Below are 22905 nucleotides of genomic sequence, written 5' to 3' on the forward strand. Positions count from 1 at the left end.
TACCGGCCCGAAGGCCGGTATAGGGTCGAGAGATAGGGTCACCAGCAAGAGGGGGACCCTAAACCCAAGAGAGTCGGTTAGTTACCTAGTGTTGCTACCATGATTGCTTTGATGGTGTGCATACGGTTTTCAGCTTCGTCGAATACGATTGAGTGCTTAGACTCGATCACTTCGTCAGTTACTTCAACGCCTTTAGCTAGGATTGGGTACTCAGCTGCTAGCTCTTTGCCCACTGTAGTATCTTCGCCGTGGAATGCAGGTAGGCAGTGCATGAATTTAACATGTGGGTTGCCAGTTGCTTTGATGACATCCATGTTAACTTGGTAAGGTAGCATTAGTTCAATACGCTCAGCCCATGCTTCTTTCGCTTCGCCCATTGATACCCATACGTCAGTGTATAGGAAGTCACAGCCCTGAACGCCTTCTTTTACGTCTTCAGTTAGAGTGATCTTAGCGCCAGTCTCTTCTGCGATTTCGCGGCACTGTGCTACTAGTGCTTCTTCAGGCCAGTAAGCTTTTGGTGCTACTAGACGGATGTCCATGCCCATTTTCGCTGCGCCAACCATTAGAGAGTTACCCATGTTGTTGCGAGCATCGCCTAGGTAAGCGAAAGTGATTTCGTGTAGTTGCTTGCCACGGCCGTGCTCTTGCATGGTCAGGAAGTCAGCTAGGATTTGAGTTGGGTGGAATTCGTCAGTTAGGCCGTTCCATACTGGTACGCCAGCGTATTCACCTAGCTCTTCAACGATTGACTGGCCAAAGCCACGGTACTCGATACCGTCGTACATGCGACCAAGAACGCGAGCAGTGTCTTTCATTGATTCTTTGTGGCCGATTTGAGAGCCTGATGGGCCAAGGTAAGAAACTTGTGCGCCCTGGTCGAATGCCGCTACTTCAAATGCACAGCGAGTACGAGTAGAGGTTTTTTCGAAAATCAGTGCGATGTTTTTGCCAGTTAGGCGAGGCTGCTCGTAACCGTTGTACTTCGCTTTTTTAAGTTCAGCAGACAGTTCTAGTAGGTGCTGAATCTCACGTGGAGTGAAGTCTAGTAGTTTTAGGAAGTTACGGTTGCGTAGGTTAAAAGCCATGATAGTTTCCTCTCTGAATCTCTCTGGTCCGGCTGAGCACTTACTAAATATGAATAGTGCCAGCCGATTTGTTTTATTAATGTTTAACGTATAATGGAGCTCTTGTGAATAACTATTCTGTTATTCTGCAATAATATTTGTACCTGCGTCACCCTTAAGGATGGCTAGGCCGTCTTCTAGCGAACCGATACCAACCAGCTTGCCGCCTTTACGGATAAATTCGCATGAAGCATCAATTTTCGGACCCATTGAACCAGCATCGAAAGCGTACTGTGACAGCTCAGTAGGCGTAGTGCTGCGTAGTGCTGTCTGGGTTGGTTTGCCCCAGTCAAGGTATACAGCATCGGCATCGGTCAAAATTAGCAGTGCGTCGGCATTAAGTTGCTGAGCTAGGTAAGCTGCTGACATGTCTTTGTCGATAACCGCCTCAACACCTGTTAGCTTGCCGTTTTCGCGCTTCACTGGGATACCGCCGCCACCGGTGCAGATCACTAGGTGATCTTGCTTGATTAGGGTAGTGATGGCGTCGCCTTCAACGATACCGGTAGGTAGTGGGCTTGGTACCACGCGGCGGAAGTACTGGCCGTCAGGCTTCACAGTCCAATGGTATTTTTCTGCCATTTCACGGGCTTCTGCTTCTTCGTAAACAGGGCCGATTGGCTTAGTTGGGTCAGCAAATGCTGGGTCCGCTGGGTCAACTGTCATCTGAGTAAGCATGCAAGAAACGTCTTTCTCAGGAAGCAGGTTCTTCAGTTCTTGCATCAGCATGTAGCCGATCATGCCCTGGGTTTCAGAGCCAAGAACGTCTAGCGGATATGGGTTAACTTTCTTGTATTCCAGGCCTTGTAGGGCTAGTAGGCCAACTTGTGGGCCGTTACCGTGAACAAGGACTACATTGTATTCTTTACCAATTTCAGCAATGGTTTTTGCTGCTTTGGCGATGTTCTGGCGTTGGATATCTGCCTCTAGAGGCTCGCCGCGGCGTAGTAGGGCATTACCGCCCAGTGCGACTACAACAGTTTGCTTAGTCATGTGATCGTCTCTCTTGGTTTTGCTCTCGGTCTTATTGTGTTTTTGTCGTTGGCTTTATGCCGGTGACCGAAAGAGGATGTTGCTGTTTTCAGGCCGGTGCAGCGCACCGGCCGTTAGGGTTTGGCTATTGCCTGTGAACTTAGATACCGTCACGCTCGATTGGGCAGCTCATGCAGCGTGCGCCACCGCGGCCGCGGCCAAGTTGGTCACCAGGGATTGGTAGTACGGTGATACCAGCTTTGTCGTATTTCTCGTTGGTGTAAGTGTTGCACTCGTAACCAACAACCACGCCAGGTTTAACAGTCAGTACGTTGTTTGCATCGTTCCACTGCTCACGCTCAGCTTCGAAGTTGTCACCACCAGTAGTGATTAGGTTCAGCTGGCCTACGCCCAGTGCTTTTTCGATTGCAGTTACGAAGTAGCCTTCTTCAGTTGCTTTCACTGAGCCAGACTCGTCGCCAGTTAGGCTCCAGCACTTAACGTCTTTGCGAACAACTTCTGGGTAAACAGAGAAGGTGTCTTCACGCATGTGGGTCATAACTGTGTCTAGGTGCATGCAAGAACGGTGCTTAGGCAGTTCCATCGCGATAACTTGCTTAGCCTGGCCGTGCTTGAATAGGCTTGATGCTAGCTGCTCTACGCCTTGTGCAGTAGTACGCTCTGACATACCAATCAGTACAGCGCCCTTACCGATAACTAGTACGTCACCGCCTTCGATTGTTGAGTTGTCGTAGATCTTCTCTTCGTCACCGAAGTACTTGATGAAGTCCTGACCTGCGAAGGTTGGGTGCCAGCGGTAGATAGCACGTAGGTGGTTGGTTTCGCGCTGACGAGCAGGCTTAGCCATTGGGTTGATTGAAACGCCGCCGTATACCCAGCAAGATGTGTCGCGGGTGAATAGGTGGTTTGGTAGTGGTTCAATGATGAAGTCGCTTGCTGCGTGCAGGCCCTGCATCATAGAAGAAGACTGAATTGGAAGCTCAGAGTATGCTAGGCCGCCTAGTAGGATTGCTGCTAGTTCTTGGTTTGGTAGGTCCGCAAGGAAGCAACGAACATCGTTAGCAAATGTTGGGCCGAAACGGTTATCTGAAATCTGAGTGCCTAGCAGCCAGTCTTTCGCTTCTTTAACAGCTAGTGTTTCAGCTAGCATGTCTTGAAGAAGCATTACTTCAACGCCTTGTTCGCGCAAAGTGTTGGCAAATACGTCATGCTCTTCGCCTGCACGCTCAACAGCCAATACGTCATCGAATAGTAGGTCATGGCAGTTAGACGGAGTCAGGTGAGTTAGAGCGCGCTCTGGACGATGAAGAAGAACGCGGCGTAGTTGGCCTATTTCAGAACCTACATAGAACTTACTCATGATCGTATCTCTCTTTATTTGATAGCCAATTCATTTGGCATTTATTTGTTTTTTGGCGAAGAGAAAATTTATTCTCTGCCGTTGTTTCTGTAATTCATTCTACGGATCGCGAGCAGATAGTCTTAGATATCCATCACACTTTATCTATTAATCTCATAACGATGGCTTCTTTATTTTTTAACATTTTTAATGCATTCGTTACTATATTTCATGCGGGGTTTTTTATGTGGAAAGGACGTTTTTTTAGTGTGTTATTCACTATTAAGTCATTGTTTTTAAAGGTGTGATTTGGTTTTGGTGGAATGTTATGCATAAACTGCGGGTGAAATTTGTTTGTGTAAAAACAAGCTTATTCACTTTTAGTGGCTGACTATATAAAAATAGTTGGAATGTTAATGTTAAAATAACAAAACTTTTTCCAAAATATATTTCTTTTCTTGTTTTGTAATTTAGCAACAGGCGAGGTTACTGTTTTATTTTTCTTTTTTAATTATGTTTTGTTGAGTTTTTATTTGATATTCGCAGCGCTGTTTTTTTTGTTTTATTTCAATGTTTAATTTTCCAAGTGACGGGTAATGCAAAAATATAGCAGCAGGTAAAAATATTGCGCTTATAGGTTAGGGGCGGTGCAGGTGTGGTATTTGAGTCGAGCGATGTTCTTGCTCTCTCAATCCCAACGCTTGGTGCTGTTGTTATGGCTGTATCTGCCGCCTCTCGTGCTGCCTCCAAGGGGGATGGCCAGGTACTGCCTTGCGATACAAGGGCGTGTCGGCTTGCCGGTATATGGCTGGGGGCATGCGAAACAAGTTGGTTTCGGGAGGGGGATGGCCGAGGTGCATTTTGAACCGGGTGTTTGGGATGGGCGCTGATAGCAAAAAGCCGCCCCGAAGGGCGGCTGCACAAGCAAGATAGAAGCGGTATTACATCATGGCACCCACGCTGAGCATTACCATGATTAGGACAATCAAAATGCCTAGTAGCGGTGCAACCCACTTCACCCAGCGAACGTATGGGACATGGGCAATGGCCAAGCCACCCATAACAACGGCTGAGGTTGGCGTCATTAGGTTTACAACACCTGATGCAGACTGGTAAGCAGTTACCACTAGGTCACGGCTCACGCCAGCAAAGTCAGCAAGTGGTGCCATGATTGGCATGGTCAGCACTGCTAGGCCTGAAGATGAAGGCACAAGGAATGACAGGATAATTTCCAGTAGGTACATCACGTTGATGAATACTACTGAAGACAGGCCAGATACGATGTGCTCTGCAGAGTTCAGGATGGTGTCGGTGATCATACCGCGGTCCATGATAACCACGATACCACGTGCGATACCGATGATCAGTGCTACGCCCAGTAGGTCGCGGGCACCGTCGATAAAGCTTGTGGTGAACTCTTCTTCGCTCATGCGAGAGATCACGCCGATGATGATGGTTGATGCTAGGAACATGGCAGAGATTTCAGCCATCCACCAACCTGCAACCGATACGCCGTAAATCATGATACCGAAAGATGCGGCGAAGATACCCAGGATGATTTTGCGAGTCGTGGTGAACTCCAGCATTTCGCCAGTCTGGTTGCCAAGGAAGTGTGCTTTGTTTTCTTCGTACTTGTCGTAAACGATAGATTTGGTTTGGTCAGCGCGAACCATCTTGGCATAGCGCATTACGTAGGCAACACAGATTAGCCAGCCGATAACAAGCATAGCGACACGTAGACCGATACCGTCAGTGAACGGAATACCAGCAGCGTTTGATGCGATAACGGTAGCAAATGGGTTGATAGTCGAACCTAGGGTACCGATACCCGCACCTAGCAGAACGGTAGCAGCAGCAACAACTGGGTCGAAGCGCGCGGCCATCATTACCGGTACAAGCAGGGTGTAGAACGGAAGTGATTCTTCAGCCATACCGTAGATAGTACCGCCTGCGGCAAACAGTGCCATCAGAATCGGGATCATCAGCTCTTCACGACCTTGCAGACGGGCGGTAACACGCTCGATACCCGCATCAATCGCACCAGTCTTGGTGACTAGGCCTAGGAAGCCACCGATCACCAGGATGAACAAGGACACATCGATAGCCGCAGCTTCGTAAGTGTTGTGGTCGTAGAAGCCGTCAATCGGCGCCAGTAGCACATCGACAACGCCTTGAGGGTTGCTCTCAACGCTGTGGTAAGTTCCGGTTACGGGTACTTCTTTGCCTAGATCTTCGTTCATGACGCGGTCGTACTGGCCAGCAGGAACGATCCAAGTCATCAGCGCCACTAGGGCAATAAGGGCAAATAAAATGGTGTAGGCAGATGGAAACTTAAAGTTGGCAAAGAAGCCGCCTTTTTCTTCCTTGTTCATCGATTCAGTTGTCATTGTTATCTCCTTGCCTCTTGGGCACTTTGTGCCAGAGGGTTAAACATCGACCTAGTCCGAAACAGGCATGAAAGTGTTAGCCAGCAAGGCCTCAGGGTATGAGGGCTGGTATTGACCATCAGGTACTGTAAAGGGGTGGATTAGCTTGAAGCCGTTGGTGGTTAATACCTTGGGCTGTTGGCCGTGAACAGTCAGAGAAGTACTCTCTCTGCATGAAGTTCCATTGACCGGCAGTAGGCAGATTTGCTACTACCGGCGGCAATGGCCATGCGAGTTAGCGTTCTACGAGGGCGACAAAGTGGGCTTTGCCGCCGCCATCCTGATTGCTGGACCGGGCAGATGTTACTCATGATCGTATCTCTCGAAATTGTTTTGGCGCAGTCTCTGCTGCAGCTCTATTTGCTTGTTGCCATCGGATTTTATGCTGACGGGATTGAAATGACTTTGGTGTTGTTCACACTTTACGGGGTGCATGTCGCAGCTCGCTTGAGACGGTATGTAAGGACAAGGGTATTTCTTTGTAATAAGTGGGTGAATATGTGATTAACTATTTCTTGCTCGTTGGGTCGGGGTGCATAGCCGGGAATATTATGCATTTTTCCGAATTCTAGCACCAAGGCAAAAAAAATCGCTTTGTTTGATGTATGTCAATTTTCAAAATAGCGGCTAGAAATGGGAGTGGGAGATAGCCCACGCTTTTACGTGGCAATTTTCCGCAATCCGTGCGATATTTGCCGTCGAATTGATATTAAGGTGGAGTTTCCCCATGTCTTATGCAGAACTGATTGAAGAGCAGAAGGAAGAAACGCGCGAGATTATTGCTGCGTTGCTGGAAGATGGCAGTGAGCCTGATGCGCTTTACAGCATTGAGCACCACTTTTCGGCTGATACTTTTGAGCAGTTAGAAGCTGCGGCAGCTGAAGCGTTTAAGATGGGCTTCGATGTACTGGATGCCGAAGAGCTTGAGCTAGCCCCTGAAGACGGTGGCGGTACCGTGGTATGTTTTGATGCCGTGATGGAATCAGCACTGAATGCAGAGTTGATTGACGAGCAGGCAGAGAAAATGATCCGCCTTGCAGAAAAGCACAACATTGATTACGACGGCTGGGGTACTTACTTCGAGTCGGACGAAGACGATGATGAAGACTACGAGGATGACGAGGAGTAATTCCCCGTTGATCTGACCGATTGAAAAGCTGCCCATGGGCAGCTTTTTTTGTATGTAGCTATCACGCATGCTGATGCAGGCAGAATGAAGGGACGCTTGTGGCTGCCTGCTTGTTCTGGCGCAGCCAGACTTTCTCGTGGAAGTAGTACGCCACACTGTTCAGGCTTGGCTCCAACATTGCCATGATACCACCGACAAAGGCATCACCGGTCAGCAAGTACACTACGGTAAAGGCAACGGAAAAATGGACGGTGGCAAAGCTGGCTGTTTTCCATTTTGTTTGAGTTTGACGGGCTTTCAATGCGGGTATTGATGCCCATGCTTTTTCATGGAAATAGAAGGCCACAGTGTTGACGGAAGGCTCAATCATAGCAATCAAACTACCGATAAGGAGGTCACCAGTCAGCATGTAAGCGACACTAAACGCAATGGTAAAATGGAGTGCGGCAAAAGTTAGTGTCTTTTTCATGATGATCTCCTCCCCTCAAGGATGCTTGGGTGTGTTGTAGGAATGCCCTGTTTCTATGTTTTTATTATTGAGAACTATTCGCGTTTAATCCAATGGCTTTTAGATATTGATTTGATAGGAACAAGCTATCAAATCGCGAATGATGAATGTAATGATCTATGAGTGATGGTGCGATAAAAATCGAGGGTGGTAGGGGCGCTTAAAACAAAAAAGGCTGGCCCGAAGGCCAACCTTTTTAACATGACACGCTTATAGGCGTGTTATTAACATTAAGCAAAGCGCTTATAGTGCAGCAATCGTTGCTTGTTGCTCAGCGAGCTTCACTAATGTTTCTTTGTAGCCATCTAGCTTCTCGCGCTCTTTGGCGATAACTGCTTCAGGTGCTTTGGCTACGAAGCCTTCGTTACCTAGCTTGCCTTCGATGCGCTTGATTTCGCCTTCAGTCTTGGTGATCTCTTTCGCCAAGCGAGCCAGTTCTGCATCTTTGTCGATCAGACCTGCCATTGGGATCATCAGCTCTGATTTGCCAACCAATGCTGTTGCACATGCTGGTGTTTCTTCACCGGCTTCTAGCACGCGTACAGATTCTAGCTTCGCTAGGGACATCAGTACTTGCTTGTTCGCTTCAAGACGTGCGGCATCTTTCGCGTTGTCAGCTTTTAGCATCACGTCTAGCGGTTTACCTGGGTTGATGTCGTATTCGGCACGCAGGTTACGGATGCTGGTGATGAATGCTTTCACCCACTCGATGTCGTCTAGCGCTTCTTGGTTGAAGTTAGCTTCGTCGAATTGAGGCAGGGATTGCAGCATAATGGTATCGCCTTCCACACCGTCTACTAGCGGCTTGATGCTCTGCCAGATAGTTTCAGTGATGTAAGGGATCACCGGGTGAGCCAGACGCAGGGTCTTCTCAAGCACCGTGATTAGCGTACGACGAGTGCCGCGCTGCTGTGCTTCGGTGCCTTTCCATAGAACTGGCTTAGTCAGTTCTAGGTACCAGTCACAGAATTGGTTCCAGATGAACTCGTACAAGGTGTTCGCGGCCATATCCAAACGGAAGTTGTCGATATGGTTGTTGAACGCCTTCGCAGCCAGTTCAAACTGAGACTCGATCCACTTGTCCGCCAGTGAGTATTCGATCTCACCGCCGTTGAAGCCGCAATCTTGCTCTTCTGTGTTCATCATTACGTAACGGCTGGCGTTCCATAGCTTGTTACAGAAGTTACGGTAACCTTCCAGACGCTTCATGTCCCAGTTGATGTCACGGCCAGTCGATGCCATTGCTGCAAGCGTGAAACGTAGGGCGTCAGTACCGTAAGGTTCGATACCGTTTTCAAACGTCTTACGGGTGTTCTTCTCGATCTTCGCCGCAAGTTGAGGCTGCATCATGTTACCGGTGCGCTTCTCAACCAGAGACTCAAGGTCGATACCATCGATCATGTCGATTGGGTCAAGCACGTTACCTTTCGACTTCGACATCTTGTCGCCGTTCTCGTCACGGATCAGGCCGGTTACGTAAACAGTCTTGAACGGTACTTGCGGCTTGCCGTTTTCGTCTTTCACGAAGTGCATGGTCATCATGATCATGCGGGCAACCCAGAAGAAGATGATGTCGAAACCGGTGACCAGCACGTCTGATGGGTGGAACACTTTCAGATCGTCAGTTTGCTCAGGCCAGCCTTGAGTACCAAACGTCCATAGAGCGGAAGAGAACCAAGTATCCAGAACGTCTTCGTCCTGATGCAGTTCGATAATGCTTTCTAGGTTGTGGTTCTGGCGAACTTCGTCTTCGTTGCGGCCAACGTAGACGTTGCCTTGGTTGTCGTACCAAGCCGGGATGCGGTGACCCCACCATAGCTGACGAGAGATACACCAGTCTTGAACGTCGCGCATCCAAGAGAAGTACATGTTTTCGTATTGCTTAGGTACGAATTGGATGTCGCCATTTTCAACGGCTTCAACCGCTGTTTTTGCTAGCGGTGCAGTACGTACATACCACTGGTCAGTCAGCATTGGCTCGATAACGACGCCACCACGGTCACCGTAAGGTACCTGTAGGTCGTGATCTTTGATCTCTTCAAGCAGGCCTAGTTCGTCGAACTCGGCAACGATAGCTTTACGCGCTGCGAAACGCTCCATACCGTGGTATTTAGCTGGCAGTTCTGTCGCGTAAGCGTCGCTTGGCTCACCGTTGGTGTTGAAGACTTCCGCCGCGTCACGGATGTTAGCGTCGAATGTCAGGATGTTGATCATTGGCAGGCTATGACGCTTGCCTACTTCGTAGTCGTTGAAATCGTGCGCAGGGGTGATTTTCACACAGCCTGTGCCTTTTTCCATGTCCGCGTGCTCATCGCCCACGATAGGGATGCGGCGGTCAACGATAGGCAGGATGATGTCTTTGCCGATCAGATCTTTGTAACGTGGATCTTCTGGGTTAACGGCAACACCGGTATCGCCCAGCATGGTTTCCGGACGGGTGGTGGCGACGACGATGTAATCTTTACCGTCAGCCGTTTTAACGCCATCCGCCAGTGGGTAGCGGAAGTGCCACATGTGGCCCTTGGTATCTTTGTTCTCTACTTCAAGATCAGAGATAGCGGTGTGTAGTTTAGGGTCCCAGTTAACCAGGCGCTTACCACGGTAGATAAGGTCGTCTTCGTACAGACGTACGAATACTTCCTGAACGGCGTTAGACAGACCGTCGTCCATCGTAAAGCGCTCGCGATCCCAGTCTACAGATGCGCCTAGGCGACGTAGCTGCTTAGTGATAGTACCGCCAGATTCGCCTTTCCATTCCCAGATTTTGTCGATGAAAGCTTCACGACCGTAATCGTGTTTGGTTTTGCCTTCTTCTGCAGCGATCTTACGCTCAACAACCATCTGAGTCGCGATACCCGCGTGGTCAGTACCTACCTGCCAAAGGGTGTTTTTGCCCTTCATACGCTCACAACGGATCAGGGTATCCATGATGGTATCCTGGAACGCGTGGCCCATGTGAAGGCTACCGGTGACGTTTGGCGGCGGGATCATAATGCTGTAGGCAGCTTTAGTCGTATCACCGTGAGGCTTGAAGTAGCCAGCCTCTTCCCAGCGCTGATATAGCGCCTGTTCAATTGAAGTTGGGTTGTATGTCTTTTCCATAGCGCTCTTAGAAGGATCTATGTGGAATTAAGGCGTATCAGGGGCAGTGGCGGTCTGAAGCTGGATGCCAGCTTGGCGGTATAGCTTGTAGCGTTCCCGCGCCAACTGCTTGAGTTTTTCATCGCAAGGGACGAAGTCTATCACTTGTGAGAAGGTAACGGCAAAATTTGGTGCATGTTGGCTCAAATTTATCAGTATCCCGCGTCGCCCGCTGTGGCGGAGTTCGGGCCACCCAATTTCAACCGGAGAACCACCACGGGGGCCTTCGCCGATCAAATTGTGCGGTACGAAATTATCGGGTTCCTGTTGCCATAGGTACTCATCAATGTGTTCTGCTTGGGCTTTGCTTTCCGCGAGAATATAGACTTTCTGGCCCTGGCGGTAACTCATGGCTGCTTGATGACAGGCAAAATGCAGCAGGTAGTCGTTGTCTGCGGCAAGGTGCGTTTCATCGATCATATAAAAAGTAGCATGAGTCATAGCGATAACCTATAAAACAAGAGGGCCTTTTGGCCCTCTTCTGTTGTCAATCTTACTCGACGGTTTCCTGGCCTGCTCGGTTGAGGAGGAACTGGACCAGCAATGGAACCGGACGGCCGGTCGCCCCTTTGGCCTTGCCGCCAACCCAAGCTGTCCCGGCAATATCAAGGTGAGCCCAGTTGTACTTCTTGGCAAAGCGAGACAGGAAGCAGCCTGCGGTGATTGTACCAGCGCCCGGGCTGCCCAAGTTGGCCATATCGGCAAACGGGCTTGCCAGCTGCTCTTGGTACTCGTCGCTCATCGGCAGGCGCCATGCACGGTCACCAGCTTGCTCTGATGCGTTGATCAGCTCGTGTGCCAGCGGGTTGTGGTTCGAGATCAGGCCGCTGATATGGTTGCCAAGGGCAACGACACAAGCGCCGGTGAGGGTGGCGACGTCAACGACGCATTCCGGCTCGAAACGCTCGACGTAGGTCAGGGCATCACACAGCACCAATCGACCTTCGGCATCGGTGTTGAGCACCTCAACGGTCTGGCCTGACATGGTGGTCAGGATATCACCCGGACGGTATGCACCGCCGCCAGGCATGTTTTCACAACCGGCCAATACGCCGACCACGTTGATTGGCAAGTTTAGCTTGGCCAGTGACTTCATCGCACCGAAGACCGTCGCGGCGCCGCACATGTCGTATTTCATCTCGTCCATCTGGGCTGATGGCTTGATGGAAATACCGCCGGAGTCGAAGGTCAGACCCTTGCCGATCAGCACGATAGGCTTGGCTGACGGATCTGGGTTGCCCTTGTATTCGATGACCGACATCATGGCTTCGTTTTTCGAACCTTGGCCAACAGCCAGGTAAGAGGTCATGCCCAGCTCTTTCATCTCCTGCTCGCCGATGATTTTGGTCGAGACTGTCTCGAAGTCATCAGCCAGGCGGCGTGCTTGGGAGGCTAGGTAGGCAGGGTTGGCCACGTTTGGCGGCATGTTGCCGAGATCTTTGCCGGCTCTGACGCCAGAGGCTACCGCTAGGCCGTGTGAAATCGCGCGTTCGCCAAGCGACAGCTCGCGGCGGGTCGGCACGTTGAACACCAGTTTGCGCAGCGGACGACGGGTCTCAGGCTTCACGCTCTTGAACTGGTTGAAGGTATACAGGCTGTCTTTGGTTGTTTCGACAGCCTGGCGGACCTTCCAGTATGTATCGCGGCCTTTGACATGCAACTCGGTCAGGAAGCAGACGGCTTCCATAGAGCCCGTTTCGTTCAGGGTGCTGATCGTTTTCTTGATGATCTGCTTGTATTGACGTTCGTCAAGCTCGCGCTCTTTACCACAACCAACCAGTAATACACGCTCAGATAATACGTTTGGTACATGGTGAAGCAGCAGCATTTGGCCAGGCTTGCCTTCGAGATCCCCGCGGCGAAGTAGCGAACTGATGTAACCTTCGCTAATCTTGTCTAGCTGTTCGGCGATGGGAGAAAGACGACGTGGTTCAAAGACGCCAACGACAATACAGGCACTGCGCTGTTTCTCGGGGCTACCACTTTTTACACTGAACTCCATGCGTACTCCTACATCCTATTAAAGACAATTAAAGCTAAATGTTAGATAATGCCGCACTTACTTGCTGGACCTCAGATTCGGTATAGGATTAAAGTGCAGGTTAACATTTAGCCGAAAGATTAAAAAATACCTAATTAACCGAAAAATTATAGTGATTCCAGTAAAAAAACAAGTTTTCTATGGGTAAATAAAGCGTGATTATTGTTCGGTATTTGACGCGTGAAACATTAAAAAGCCAATTTGCGGTGCTGTTCGTGCTTTTTCTTGTTTTTATCAGTCAAAAATTCATCCGCATTCTGGCCTCTGCGACGGAAGGCTCGATCCCCAGCGATCTGATCGTGACCTTAATGGGGCTGTACATGCCATCTATGGCATTGTTGATGCTGCCGCTGAGTTTGTACATCGGTATCTTGCTGACATTCGGCCGCCTGTATGCCGAGAGTGAAATTACGGTAATGAATGCGACGGGGATCGGGAATAAGTTCTTGATTCAAGCTGCATTATGCTTGGCTATTATCACCGGTACCATCGCTGCGTTCAATGCCTTGTGGCTAGCTCCGTGGAGTGTCGAGCAGGAAACGCAAGTGATGGAGAAGGTTGAGGCCGACTCGGGGCTGGATCTGTTGGTCAAGGGCCAGTTCCAGGCGGCTCCCGATGGCAAGGGCGTCGTGTTCGTCAACGACATTACCGATAACGGTACCCGGTTGCACAAAGTGTTTGTTGCCCAGCTCGCTGCCAAAGATGCCTTGCGGCCGAGTGTGATGGTGGCGGATCGTGGCTTTGTCAGTGAGCTGCCTGATGGTCGCCAGATTCTCGATTTGAAAGACGGTACCCGCTATGAGGGGGTTCCGACTCGGCTTGATTATTCCATTACGGATTTTGACGGCTACCAAGCTCTGATCGGCCAGCGCGCGGTGCGTGAAAAAAGCCGAGATTGGGATGCATTGCCAACGCTCGAGCTGATGAAACGCCCGGAACTGGCTGCAAAAGCCGAGTTTCAGTGGCGGGTTTCGCTGGTGCTGTGTATCCCTATTTTGACAATGGTTGTTGTTCCGCTGTCGGCGGTCAATCCGCGTCAGGGACGTTTTGCCAAATTGGTGCCAGCCGTTTTGATTTATCTTGCCTACTTCTTGGCGATCAGTGCGGCCAAATCGGCGGTAGAAGACGGGGGGATGCCATCGGCCATTGGCTTGTGGTCAATCAATATTGTTACCTTCATCATCGCAGTGGGGCTCAATAGCTGGGATACCTTACCGATGCGTAAGTTAAGAGAAAAAATGCGGAGACGTGGCTAATGTTTAAGATTCTTGATTTATACATTGGCCGTACGATCATTGCGACATCGGCACTGACCTTGTCTACCTTGGTTGGCTTGTCGGCTATCATCAAGTATGTCGAGCAGTTGCGCAAAGTTGGCGAGGGTACGTATGACTTGTGGAAGGCATTGGCGTACGTGCTTCTGAGCATTCCCCGAGACATTGAAATGTTCTTCCCAATGGCAGTATTGCTGGGGGCGTTGATTGGTCTGGGAATGCTGGCTTCGAGCTCTGAGCTGGTGGTAATGCAGGCGGCGGGTTTTTCCAAGCTTGATATCGGTTTGTCGGTGCTGAAAACGGCAGTGCCTTTGATGATCCTTGTGATGCTGCTGGGGCAGTGGGGGGCACCTGAGGCCCAGAAGTCGGCCCGCGAGCTGCGTGCGCTGTGGACATCTGGCGGCAATATGCTTTCTGTCCAGCGTGGTGTTTGGGCGAAGGACAACAACGATTATATTTACATAGGCCGGGTTCATGAGCAGAAGCAGCTTTACGCTATCAACATCTGGCAATTCAATGATAAGGATCAGCTAGAGTCTACGACCTTTGCTGAATCTGCTGATTTTGAGCCTGAAAAGGGCTGGGTGCTCAAGGATGTGACGGTCACGACCATGGGCGAAACCCAGCAGACCAAGCAGTCTTTCCCAGAGCAGGTTTGGAAAACCACGTTGACCCCTGACAAGCTGGCGGTGGTAACGGTTAAGCCTGAAGAGCTTGCCCTTTCCGGGGTGTATGATTACGTGACGTACCTCAAGGACTCCAAGCAGGATGCCTCGCGTTATGAGCTGGCATTTTGGCGTAAGGCGCTCCAGCCGGTTTCGATTGCGGTGATGATGCTGCTGGCGCTGTCATTTGTCTTCGGTCCGCTGCGTTCGGTAACGATGGGGGCGAGGGTGCTCTCTGGGGTTATTTTTGGTTTCGCCTTTTATATTTCCAATGAGGTGTTCGGGCCGATGAGTATCGTTTACCGCTTGCACCCTATTGTCGGTGCACTGGGGCCGAGCTTGGTCTTCTTGCTGATCACTATTTACTTGTTGCGGCGTAAACTATAGCCCTCATATCGTCACAAACAAAAAAGGAGCCATTGGCTCCTTTTTTGTTATCTCCATTATATGGCCTTATCGAGGACTATCATTTCGCACTCGGCCATGATGTCTTGGAATGATTGCTTCCTGGTACTGAAAGGGGCGAGCAGGTTGCCGAGACCGAATGCCGAGGTGGCCAGCCTGATCAAAGCCTGGGTAGGGCGGATTGGACTCCCGTCGCTATTTTGCAGGCGCAATTTCCATGCCCGCATCCCCAAGGTTTGCCCGGCTTGGCACCAAAAATACGTGAAAAAGCTAATAGCGACCGTGACTAGGTAGCTAGAGTAAAGAATGCTGGCACTCGGGTGTCGGCTCATGTAGTCGCTGATATCGAGATAGCCGCTGGTATTAATGATACCAAGGCTACTTAGTCCGGCCGTCAGTGCGACACCGACACCGCCTGCAAGCATCAGGACTGCGATAATGATAAGGCTATCGTATAACCAAGCGCCAAGGCGGCGGAAAAGGCTTGGGTAGTTGTTGCTGGGGATAACATCCTGTTGTCTGGACTTTTTCACGTACGTACCTGTGGTCGAGTTTTCAATTTTCGCGCAGTGTACCAAGTTAGGCTGGCGGGGTGAATGGGGGCGATCTCGTAATTGAGAGCCTTGCAGCAAGCTAATAGGCGGTGGCTGGCTATAGTTATCAGAGTCTGGTGACAAAAGCCCGTTAGGCATTGTTGCTTACTACCTATGAGGTAAATCAACCGTTGAGGACTCGAACTATGGCAGAGAGTAATAACCACACAACGAACTGGCCAGAGTTGGCAGAGGCGTTATACGACAAGCTGACGGAGCGACATGCTCAACTCACGTATGATTTTGATCATGTTGAGATCAGTGTACCGAGCGGGACAGGGGATAGCCCGGACCATTCCGTTTGGAAGGTGAACGGCAGTATCTCTATCCGCGCCAAAAACTTGGATAAATAATGCTTTTTTTGCACGGTAAACTCGAGCTGGCACTTGGGCGTAGCCAGGTGCGGGTGAGGGCAAGGAAGCAGGTGCTTATTGCAAGGGTTATTGATGCTACGGATTTTCTCCGTGAGCTTGCCCGCCTTCAGCGCTATTGGCGTCAGGCGGGATTTTCGCGACGAATAAGCGAGATGGGTAACAATTATACCTGCTATCTTTGCTTGTCTAGAACCGCAGTGGTTCGGCTTACGCTTCGACAGGGATGGTTTGCTCGCCTATTGCCGATTAAGGTGACGGTGCTAAAAGGATACCGAGAGTGGCTTCGGCTTGTTTTTGAACACTATATTGTCGCTCCAAGCGCATGATGCGAAAGTAAATTGTTCAATGTGAGTGCATTGTGTTCTGTCGGTCGTTTTTTTTGAAATTCTAACTATTTGGTGCTTGCGTCTGATCTCGCGATACGTATAATGAGCCACATCAGCCCGGGTGGCGAAATTGGTAGACGCAGCGGATTCAAAATCCGCCGGTGAATAACTGTGCCGGTTCAAGTCCGGCCCCGGGCACCATATTTAAGTAAAAAGCCTCGACGAAAGTCGGGGCTTTTTGCTATCTCCCGTTTGTCATTTTTTCCCTAAAATGAGAATTGCACGTAAAAAGTAGGTTGTGGTGCTATAAGCGCTCGATGATCGATCACGGCTCGATTTCGTCGTACTTAAACCTATGAGACCACTCTGGTGACATGGATTTATTGTTCTGTTTGGTATCATTTCATCTTTTATCCTTTCTTACGTATATTTATTTTACTTGGTATATATCAGGTTAGTGCTGGAACTCTATGATTTTATATATATTTCCGTGAGTAACCAAAGGCATATAAATACTAACCCCAACATTGTTGCTATTTTTATCAATATATACTGACGTTCATTATGTATTATTTTTTATTTATTTACCTGTTGAAGTGAGATAGCGCTCACGCTAAATGCAACCGGTTGCGCTTTTGTGTTTTGTTTCTTTTGTATACAATTTTTATGTTGAATATGACGTGGAATAAATGGAGAGCAATATGAAAAAAATATTACTTTGTTGCAGTGCCGGTATGTCTACAAGCATGTTGGTTCAAAGGATGGAAAAAGCGGCCCAGGCCCGAGGGTTGGAATGTAAGATCGAAGCACATCCTGTCAGTAGTTTTGAACAGACAATCCAGGAATTTGATGTTTGTTTACTGGGTCCGCAAGTACGATTCCAGTTAGATAGCCTTAGGGATAGCGCGGCTCAGTACGGCAAGAAGGTCGATGCAATATCTCCGATGGCATACGGTATGATGAAAGGGGAAGATGTGCTCGATCAGGCCCTTTCTTTGATTTCGTAAAATATTGCCAGCATATATGCTGGCAGTCTTTAAATATAAACATGCGTTGTACTCTGCGTGCATTTCGCTGGGGATGTTTATATGTAAATAATAAGGAATGTTGAGATGAAAATTTACGATAAGGTAATGACTGTCGTAGAGAAACATATAGCTCCGCTAGCCGCTAAAATAGGGTCTCAAAAACATGTAAGGGCAATGAGGGATGGTTTTATTATTGCCATGCCATTTATTATTGTCGGTAGCTTTATTCTAATATTCGCGTTCCCGCCATTTGCCGAAGATACGCAAAATGGATTTGGTCGAGCTTGGCTTGATTTTGCGACGAAGAATTTTGACGCCATTATGATGCCTTACAATATGTCGATGGGGATAATGACGATATTTGTATCCCTGGGGGTCGCTTATAGTCTGGCTCGTGCCTATGCAATGGATGGGATCACCTGTGCTTGTTTGTCGCTGATGAGCTTTCTTCTGATAGCGGCCCCGGCAACGGATGGTGGTTTGCCGGCCGGACATATGGGGGGAACCGGGATCTTTACTGCGGTATTAACGGCATTTTTCTCTGTGGAACTTGTTCGTTTTCTGCAACGGCACAACATCACGATCCGTATGCCGGAGCAGGTACCGCCGGCAATTGCTCGCTGTTTTGAAATGCTAATCCCTGTATTGATTGTTTTTTTAACGCTGTATCCGCTGAGTCTGTTTGCTCAAAGCCAGTTTGGGATGTTGATCCCTGATGCTGTGATGCAGCTTTTCAAACCGCTAGTTAGTGCGTCAAATACCCTGCCTGCAATTATTGGTGCGCTGCTGGTTTCACAGTTGCTGTGGTTTGCTGGTATTCATGGCGCTGCGATCGTTGTTGGCCTGCTGTCTCCTATCTTTTTGACCAACATCGGTGCCAATACCGCTGCGTTTGTCGCGGGTGAGCCTATTCCTAACATCTTTACCCAGCCATTTTGGGATTTCTATATCTTCATCGGTGGTTCGGGGGCAACTTTGGCGCTGGCTATTCTGATGGTATTTAGCCGCTCTGTGCACCTACGTAGTCTCGGCCGGATGAGTGCTGTTCCGGGGTTCTTCCAAATCAATGAGCCAATCATATTTGGAGCTCCGATAGTCATGAACCCAATGCTATTTATTCCTTTTGTCTTTGCTCCGATTGTCAATGCCGTTATTGCGTACATTGCGGTACATGGGGGCCTTGTGGGAATGGGGGTAGCAACAACGCCGTGGACGACCCCGGCTATTATTGGTGCCTCGTGGGGAGCCGGGTGGACATTCGCTCCAGTGTTGTTGGTTCTGGGGCTGCTGGTCATAGATTTGCTGATTTATCTGCCATTTTTCCGGATGTTTGAAAAGCAGCTGCTTGAGCAGGAAGGCAAAACGGAGGTTTCTTCCTCCTCTAAAGAGGTTAGCGGCGAAGGCGTTACGGCCTAAGGAATAAAGGCTTGCTGATATGCGGCAAGCCTCTTTTTGACAAGGAGAGAACAATGGATCAAGAAGCTGTGGTTATGGAAATTATCGTCAATGCAGGTGAGGCAAGAAGTCTGTGTTACGAATCATTGGCAAAGGCTCGGGCTGGTGAGTGGGAGCCGGCAGATCAAATGTTAGCCCAGGCTCAATCGTGTATTAATAAAGCGCATTTAGTTCAAACCCAGCTTATTGAAGCTGACATGGGGGAGGGCAAGGTACCGATGACATTGGTGATGGTTCATGCGCAGGACCATTTGATGACGACAATTCTGGCGCATGAGCTGGTGAAGGAAATGGTTCATCTTTATAAAGGCCGGGAAAGCAAGGAGGCGGTATGAACAAACCAGCATTGAAGCTCGCCATTATTGGCGGGGGGAGCAGCTATACCCCTGAACTTGTGGAAGGCATTATCAACCGTATCGAGCGGTTACCTGTTAGAGAGATCCATTTTGTCGACGTCGAGTCTGGGCGAGAAAAAATGGCGATTATTGAAGCCCTGACACGCCGGATGATTGCCCGTGCAGGCGTGGAGATAGACATCAAGGCATCGTTTGATCGACGAGCTGCAATAACAGGGGCTGACTTTGTCCTTACTCAGTTTCGTGTCGGCGGGCTGCAGGCTCGCGCCAATGATGAGAGGATCCCGTTAAAGTACGGGGTCATAGGCCAAGAAACTACGGGCCCGGGTGGGTTTGCCAAAGCGCTTCGAACGATTCCTGTGATATTGGATATTTGCCGTGATATCGAGGAGCTTGCCCCTGATGCTTGGCTGTTAAATTTCACAAACCCTGCAGGGCTGGTTACGGAGGCGGTAAACAAATTCACAAAGGTTAAGGCTATCGGATTATGTAATGTACCTGTGTCGATGAGAATGATGATCGCAGAGATGATGGAATGTACCCCTGAAGAACTCTCGCTAGAGTGTGCGGGGCTAAATCATCTGCTTTGGGCACACAGGGCATGGATTGATGGCAAAGATGTGACGGATGAGGTTCTTCAGAAAGTAGGCGATGGTGCGACTTATACGATGAAGAACATCAGCGAGGAACCCTGGGATCCTGAGTTTCTCAAGGCTTTGGGTGCGATTCCGTGCCCGTATCACCGCTATTTCTATCAGACAGATGCCATGCTGGCAGAAGAAAAAGCCGCAGCCGAATCACAGGGAACGCGGGCAGAGCAAGTCATGGAAACGGAGCAGTCGTTGTTTGAACTTTATAAAGACGAGTCGTTGGCGACAAAACCGACCGAACTGGAGAGTCGGGGAGGGGCATATTATTCGGATGCCTCACTTAATCTCATAGACTCTATTTACAATGATTTGAAGTCATTGCATGTCGTCAATGTGGCTAATAATGGTGCGATTCCTAACTTACCCGATGATGCTGTAATTGAATGCAGCGCCGTTGTCGGCGGGTGGGGGGCAAGGCCGTTGGCGGTGGGGACATTGCCGGTCGCGATCTCTGGATTGGTTGCGCAGGTAAAAGCCTATGAGCAACTAACGGTTGAGGCTGCTGTCCACGGTGATTACGACAAGGGGCTTATGGCGCTGGCATGTAACCCTCTAGTTCCTGATATCAGCAAAGCCAAGCTGATTTTCGATGATATCCTCAAAATAAATCATGACTATTTGCCGCAATTTGGTCGTTCGTGATAGGAGTGGTGCCGAAGATATCTCTAGTATTTGGCTATGTCTGATACCAGAGATCATCGGGTGAAATGGATAGGGTTATGACGAAGGCGAAAGCCAAGGAGGCAACATTGCATGTGATTTTTAATGCTGATGATTTTGGGTTAACCCGTGGTGTAAACCTTGGAATTGTGGATGCATGCCGGTACGGCGTCGTTCGGTCAACAACGCTAATGGTAGGGATGTCTGCCGAGGAGGATGCGGTTTTGCTGGCCTCTCAGACACCTGAATTAAAAGTTGGACTGCATGTTCGTTTGACTGCCGGGCGGTCTTTGACATCAGCGGAAAGTCTGGTTGATGCGGCGGGGAAATTTATCACCAAAGAAGAGTTTTGGCGGACACAAGAATTTGACAGGCAGGCATTGGAAGCCGAAGTGGTTGCGCAAGTTGAACGCTTTTTGTCGTTGGGGATCCACCTAAGCCACTTAGATAGTCATCATCATGTTCATTTGCATCCGGCTGTTTTACCTGTGTTTCAGACAATCGCTCGAGATTATGGTGTGCCGCTGAGAGGTGCGGTCCCTTGCTTGGATAGGTATAGAAGGGGAAGGTATGCCTTTGATGATGGCTTTTATAGTGGCGGTGTGAGTTTGGAAAATGTACTGGCTATTGTCGATAAACATAAAGAGGATTGTGATGTTTTGGAGATCATGACTCATCCTGCGTTTATTGATGCCCCCTTATTGGCGGCGAGTGCTTATGATTGCGCGAGGGCCACGGAGTTAGCGGTACTTACAGCACCTGAGCTCAAGGCGCAATTAGCATTACGAGGCGTGACGATAGCGGATTATTCGATATTGTCAGATTGGTAATAGATGAGTACCGGTGAAATAACAAAGAGGTACATGTTAGTTCTATTTTGCTTGGCATGACGAGTAGCCAGGTGTAAAACGTTTGACAGGTATTCAGGCAGGGAAGGTATGGCTGGACATGGCAAGTATTAAAGACGTTGCGACATTGGCAGGCGTTCACCGCTCAACAGTATCTAGGATCATCAACGGTGAAGGTACGTTTCGGGCTGATACCCGGCGTAAGGTCGAATGCGCGATGGCAGAACTGAATTATCGGCCTAGTGCTATTGCCCGTTCGTTAGCGACGGCCTCAAGTAATATGGCCGGGCTTTTGGTGACGTTTTATACTGGGGGATTTTTTGGTGAAATGATGGGGCAGGTTCAAGAAGAACTTGATCGATCAAATAAGTTTTTGATTACTGCACAGGGCCACTTGTCTGCCGATGGGGAGCGGGAGGCAATTCGTCGTTTCCATGACTTACGCTGTGAGGGGTATGTCCTTAATAGCCGTTATCTTTCCGATGATGAGCTCAGATCATTGGCAGGAGAACCCACGCCTTTCGTCTTACTAGATCGTATTGTCCCAGGGCTCGAGGACCGTTGTATTAGTTTTGACCATACAAAGGCAGCTAAATTAGCTGTTCAGCATCTTATTGCTAATGGGCATCAGAATATCGCCTGTATCACGGGGCCGGCAGGAAGAAGCAGTAGTCAGGCTCGCTATCTTGGGTATATGGATGCCTTACGTGAGTCAGGTATAGTTGTAAATCCACGGCTTTGTGTGGAAGGTAACTATGAGCGGGAAAGTGGTTATCTCGCTGTTCAATCCCTATATCAGTCATCACAGCCATTTACTGCTTTGTTTTCATGCAACGAGGAGATGATGCTGGGGGCTGTTCAGTATTTCCATGAACATAAAATTAATATTCCTGATCAGGTTTCATTAATTAGCTTTGACAGTGTGGGCTTGTGTTCGAGTTTGTATCCCATGCTTTCAGAAGTACATTTTCCTATAAGAGATATGGCTCGTGCTGCGGTGCAGCTTCTAATGGCTCAAATTGCAGCGAAGGGCAATGCGGTTAACGATGTAGTTATTGAGCGTCGATTTAAGCCTGAATTGATCGATCGGCTGAGTGTTCGGGCATTAAAAAAATAAATAGAAAAAAAAATTGTATAACTGAGCGTTATGCGTATAATGCGACTCCATGCCCGGGTGGCGAAATTGGTAGACGCAGCGGATTCAAAATCCGCCGGTGAATAACTGTGCCGGTTCAAGTCCGGCCCCGGGCACCATATTTAAGTAAAAAGCCTCGACGAAAGTCGGGGCTTTTTGCGTTTAGGGCTGTACGCTTTGAAATTTAACAGAGCTCCCGCTTTGGGGGGATGCTAAATTCTATTATTAGTCCATGTCCGGTAAATGTTCGATTTGGTAGTTTGAGTACTTCTGGTGGTATTTAATAGCGCGTCTTCGTTTGAAAAGTAGCCAGCACGATCGACTTGAGGTTAACTTTTATTCAGGTGAGTGTCCGTGATGAAAAAAAAGGTTTTTTCCTCTTGCCAATGTGATCGAACTCTCTATAATGCGACCTCACTGACACGGACAACG

At 49.2% G+C, this 22905-nt stretch carries 20 protein-coding genes and 2 tRNA genes; 13 read left to right on the top strand and 9 right to left on the bottom strand.

Annotated elements, in window-relative coordinates; genetic code table 11:
* Positions 1-77 precede the first annotated feature (77 nt).
* The 4 genes from ABT56_RS21720 to ABT56_RS21740 form a co-directional block, all read right to left on the bottom strand.
* Positions 78-1088 (bottom strand): ornithine carbamoyltransferase, encoded by a 1011-nt coding sequence (locus tag ABT56_RS21720; protein WP_047881018.1) that lies wholly within the window; start codon positions 1086-1088, stop codon positions 78-80.
* A 120-nt stretch (positions 1089-1208) separates the two neighbouring features.
* Positions 1209-2120 (bottom strand): carbamate kinase, encoded by a 912-nt coding sequence (gene arcC, locus ABT56_RS21725; protein WP_047881019.1) that lies wholly within the window; start codon positions 2118-2120, stop codon positions 1209-1211.
* Between the two features lie 139 nt (positions 2121-2259).
* On the bottom strand, positions 2260-3480 hold the full coding sequence (arcA, locus tag ABT56_RS21730) for an arginine deiminase (RefSeq protein ID WP_047881020.1): 1221 nt from the start codon (positions 3478-3480) through the stop codon (positions 2260-2262).
* Positions 3481-4400: 920 nt separating this feature from the next.
* Entirely contained in the window at positions 4401-5846 is a 1446-nt protein-coding gene (locus ABT56_RS21740; protein WP_047881022.1) for a YfcC family protein, read from the bottom strand.
* 766 nt (positions 5847-6612) lie between these two features.
* On the opposite strand from ABT56_RS21740, the gene rraB reads away from it, so the two are divergent.
* Entirely contained in the window at positions 6613-7014 is a 402-nt protein-coding gene (rraB, locus tag ABT56_RS21745; RefSeq protein ID WP_047881023.1) for a ribonuclease E inhibitor RraB, read from the top strand.
* 61 nt (positions 7015-7075) lie between these two features.
* On the opposite strand, the gene ABT56_RS21750 is transcribed toward rraB, so the two are convergent.
* From ABT56_RS21750 to pepA, 4 genes are all read right to left on the bottom strand, one after another.
* A complete protein-coding gene (locus ABT56_RS21750; protein WP_047881024.1) occupies positions 7076-7483 on the bottom strand; it encodes a DUF2061 domain-containing protein in 408 nt (135 codons plus the stop codon).
* 282 nt (positions 7484-7765) lie between these two features.
* A complete protein-coding gene (locus ABT56_RS21755) occupies positions 7766-10624 on the bottom strand; it encodes a valine--tRNA ligase (protein WP_047881025.1) in 2859 nt (952 codons plus the stop codon).
* 27 nt (positions 10625-10651) lie between these two features.
* Positions 10652-11104: a DNA polymerase III subunit chi gene (locus tag ABT56_RS21760; protein ID WP_047881026.1), complete on the bottom strand. Its 453-nt coding sequence runs from the start codon at positions 11102-11104 to the stop codon at positions 10652-10654.
* A 52-nt stretch (positions 11105-11156) separates the two neighbouring features.
* Entirely contained in the window at positions 11157-12665 is a 1509-nt protein-coding gene (gene pepA / locus ABT56_RS21765; RefSeq protein ID WP_047881027.1) for a leucyl aminopeptidase, read from the bottom strand.
* A 194-nt stretch (positions 12666-12859) separates the two neighbouring features.
* Here pepA and lptF point away from each other — a divergent pair, with 194 nt between their 5' ends.
* Both lptF and lptG read left to right on the top strand, forming a co-directional pair.
* Positions 12860-13960: an LPS export ABC transporter permease LptF gene (lptF, locus tag ABT56_RS21770; protein ID WP_047881028.1), complete on the top strand. Its 1101-nt coding sequence runs from the start codon at positions 12860-12862 to the stop codon at positions 13958-13960.
* Positions 13960-15030, top strand: a complete 1071-nt coding sequence (gene lptG / locus ABT56_RS21775) for an LPS export ABC transporter permease LptG (RefSeq protein WP_047881029.1) — start codon at positions 13960-13962, stop codon at positions 15028-15030. Before lptF ends, lptG begins: the two co-directional genes overlap by 1 nt.
* Positions 15031-15086: 56 nt before the next feature.
* Here the strand turns inward: lptG and ABT56_RS21780 are convergent, their stop codons facing one another.
* Positions 15087-15581, bottom strand: a complete 495-nt coding sequence (locus tag ABT56_RS21780; protein ID WP_240478377.1) for an RDD family protein — start codon at positions 15579-15581, stop codon at positions 15087-15089.
* Between the two features lie 206 nt (positions 15582-15787).
* Here ABT56_RS21780 and ABT56_RS21785 point away from each other — a divergent pair, with 206 nt between their 5' ends.
* The 10 genes from ABT56_RS21785 to ABT56_RS21830 all read left to right on the top strand — a co-directional run bounded on the left by ABT56_RS21785 (position 15788) and on the right by ABT56_RS21830 (position 22592).
* Positions 15788-15994, top strand: a complete 207-nt coding sequence (locus ABT56_RS21785; protein WP_047881030.1) for a hypothetical protein — start codon at positions 15788-15790, stop codon at positions 15992-15994.
* Positions 15994-16341, top strand: a complete 348-nt coding sequence (locus tag ABT56_RS21790) for a hypothetical protein (protein WP_047881031.1) — start codon at positions 15994-15996, stop codon at positions 16339-16341. The genes ABT56_RS21785 and ABT56_RS21790 overlap by 1 nt, the downstream gene beginning before the upstream one ends.
* Positions 16342-16456: 115 nt before the next feature.
* Positions 16457-16542 (top strand) — tRNA-Leu (locus ABT56_RS21795).
* A gap of 500 nt (positions 16543-17042) precedes the next feature.
* Positions 17043-17348, top strand: coding sequence for a PTS sugar transporter subunit IIB (locus ABT56_RS21800; protein ID WP_047881032.1), 306 nt, complete (start codon positions 17043-17045; stop codon positions 17346-17348).
* 105 nt (positions 17349-17453) lie between these two features.
* Complete coding sequence (locus ABT56_RS21805) at positions 17454-18785, top strand: PTS sugar transporter subunit IIC (protein ID WP_047881033.1); 1332 nt, start codon at positions 17454-17456, stop codon at positions 18783-18785.
* 53 nt (positions 18786-18838) lie between these two features.
* Positions 18839-19159, top strand: a complete 321-nt coding sequence (locus ABT56_RS21810; protein ID WP_047881034.1) for a PTS lactose/cellobiose transporter subunit IIA — start codon at positions 18839-18841, stop codon at positions 19157-19159.
* Entirely contained in the window at positions 19156-20472 is a 1317-nt protein-coding gene (locus ABT56_RS21815; RefSeq protein ID WP_047881035.1) for a 6-phospho-beta-glucosidase, read from the top strand. The genes ABT56_RS21810 and ABT56_RS21815 overlap by 4 nt, the downstream gene beginning before the upstream one ends.
* A gap of 107 nt (positions 20473-20579) precedes the next feature.
* Positions 20580-21320 carry a chitin disaccharide deacetylase gene (gene chbG / locus ABT56_RS21820; RefSeq protein ID WP_047881039.1) on the top strand — a complete coding sequence of 247 codons (741 nt, stop codon included), beginning with the start codon at positions 20580-20582 and terminating at the stop codon, positions 21318-21320.
* 118 nt (positions 21321-21438) lie between these two features.
* Entirely contained in the window at positions 21439-22455 is a 1017-nt protein-coding gene (locus ABT56_RS21825; protein WP_047881036.1) for a LacI family DNA-binding transcriptional regulator, read from the top strand.
* Between the two features lie 51 nt (positions 22456-22506).
* A tRNA-Leu gene (locus tag ABT56_RS21830) sits at positions 22507-22592 on the top strand.
* The last annotated feature ends 313 nt before the right edge of the window (positions 22593-22905 follow it).

Origin of the sequence: Photobacterium aquae, assembly GCF_001029445.1 — a bacterium.
In the GTDB taxonomy this organism is placed as follows: Bacteria; Pseudomonadota; Gammaproteobacteria; order Enterobacterales; family Vibrionaceae; genus Photobacterium; species Photobacterium aquae.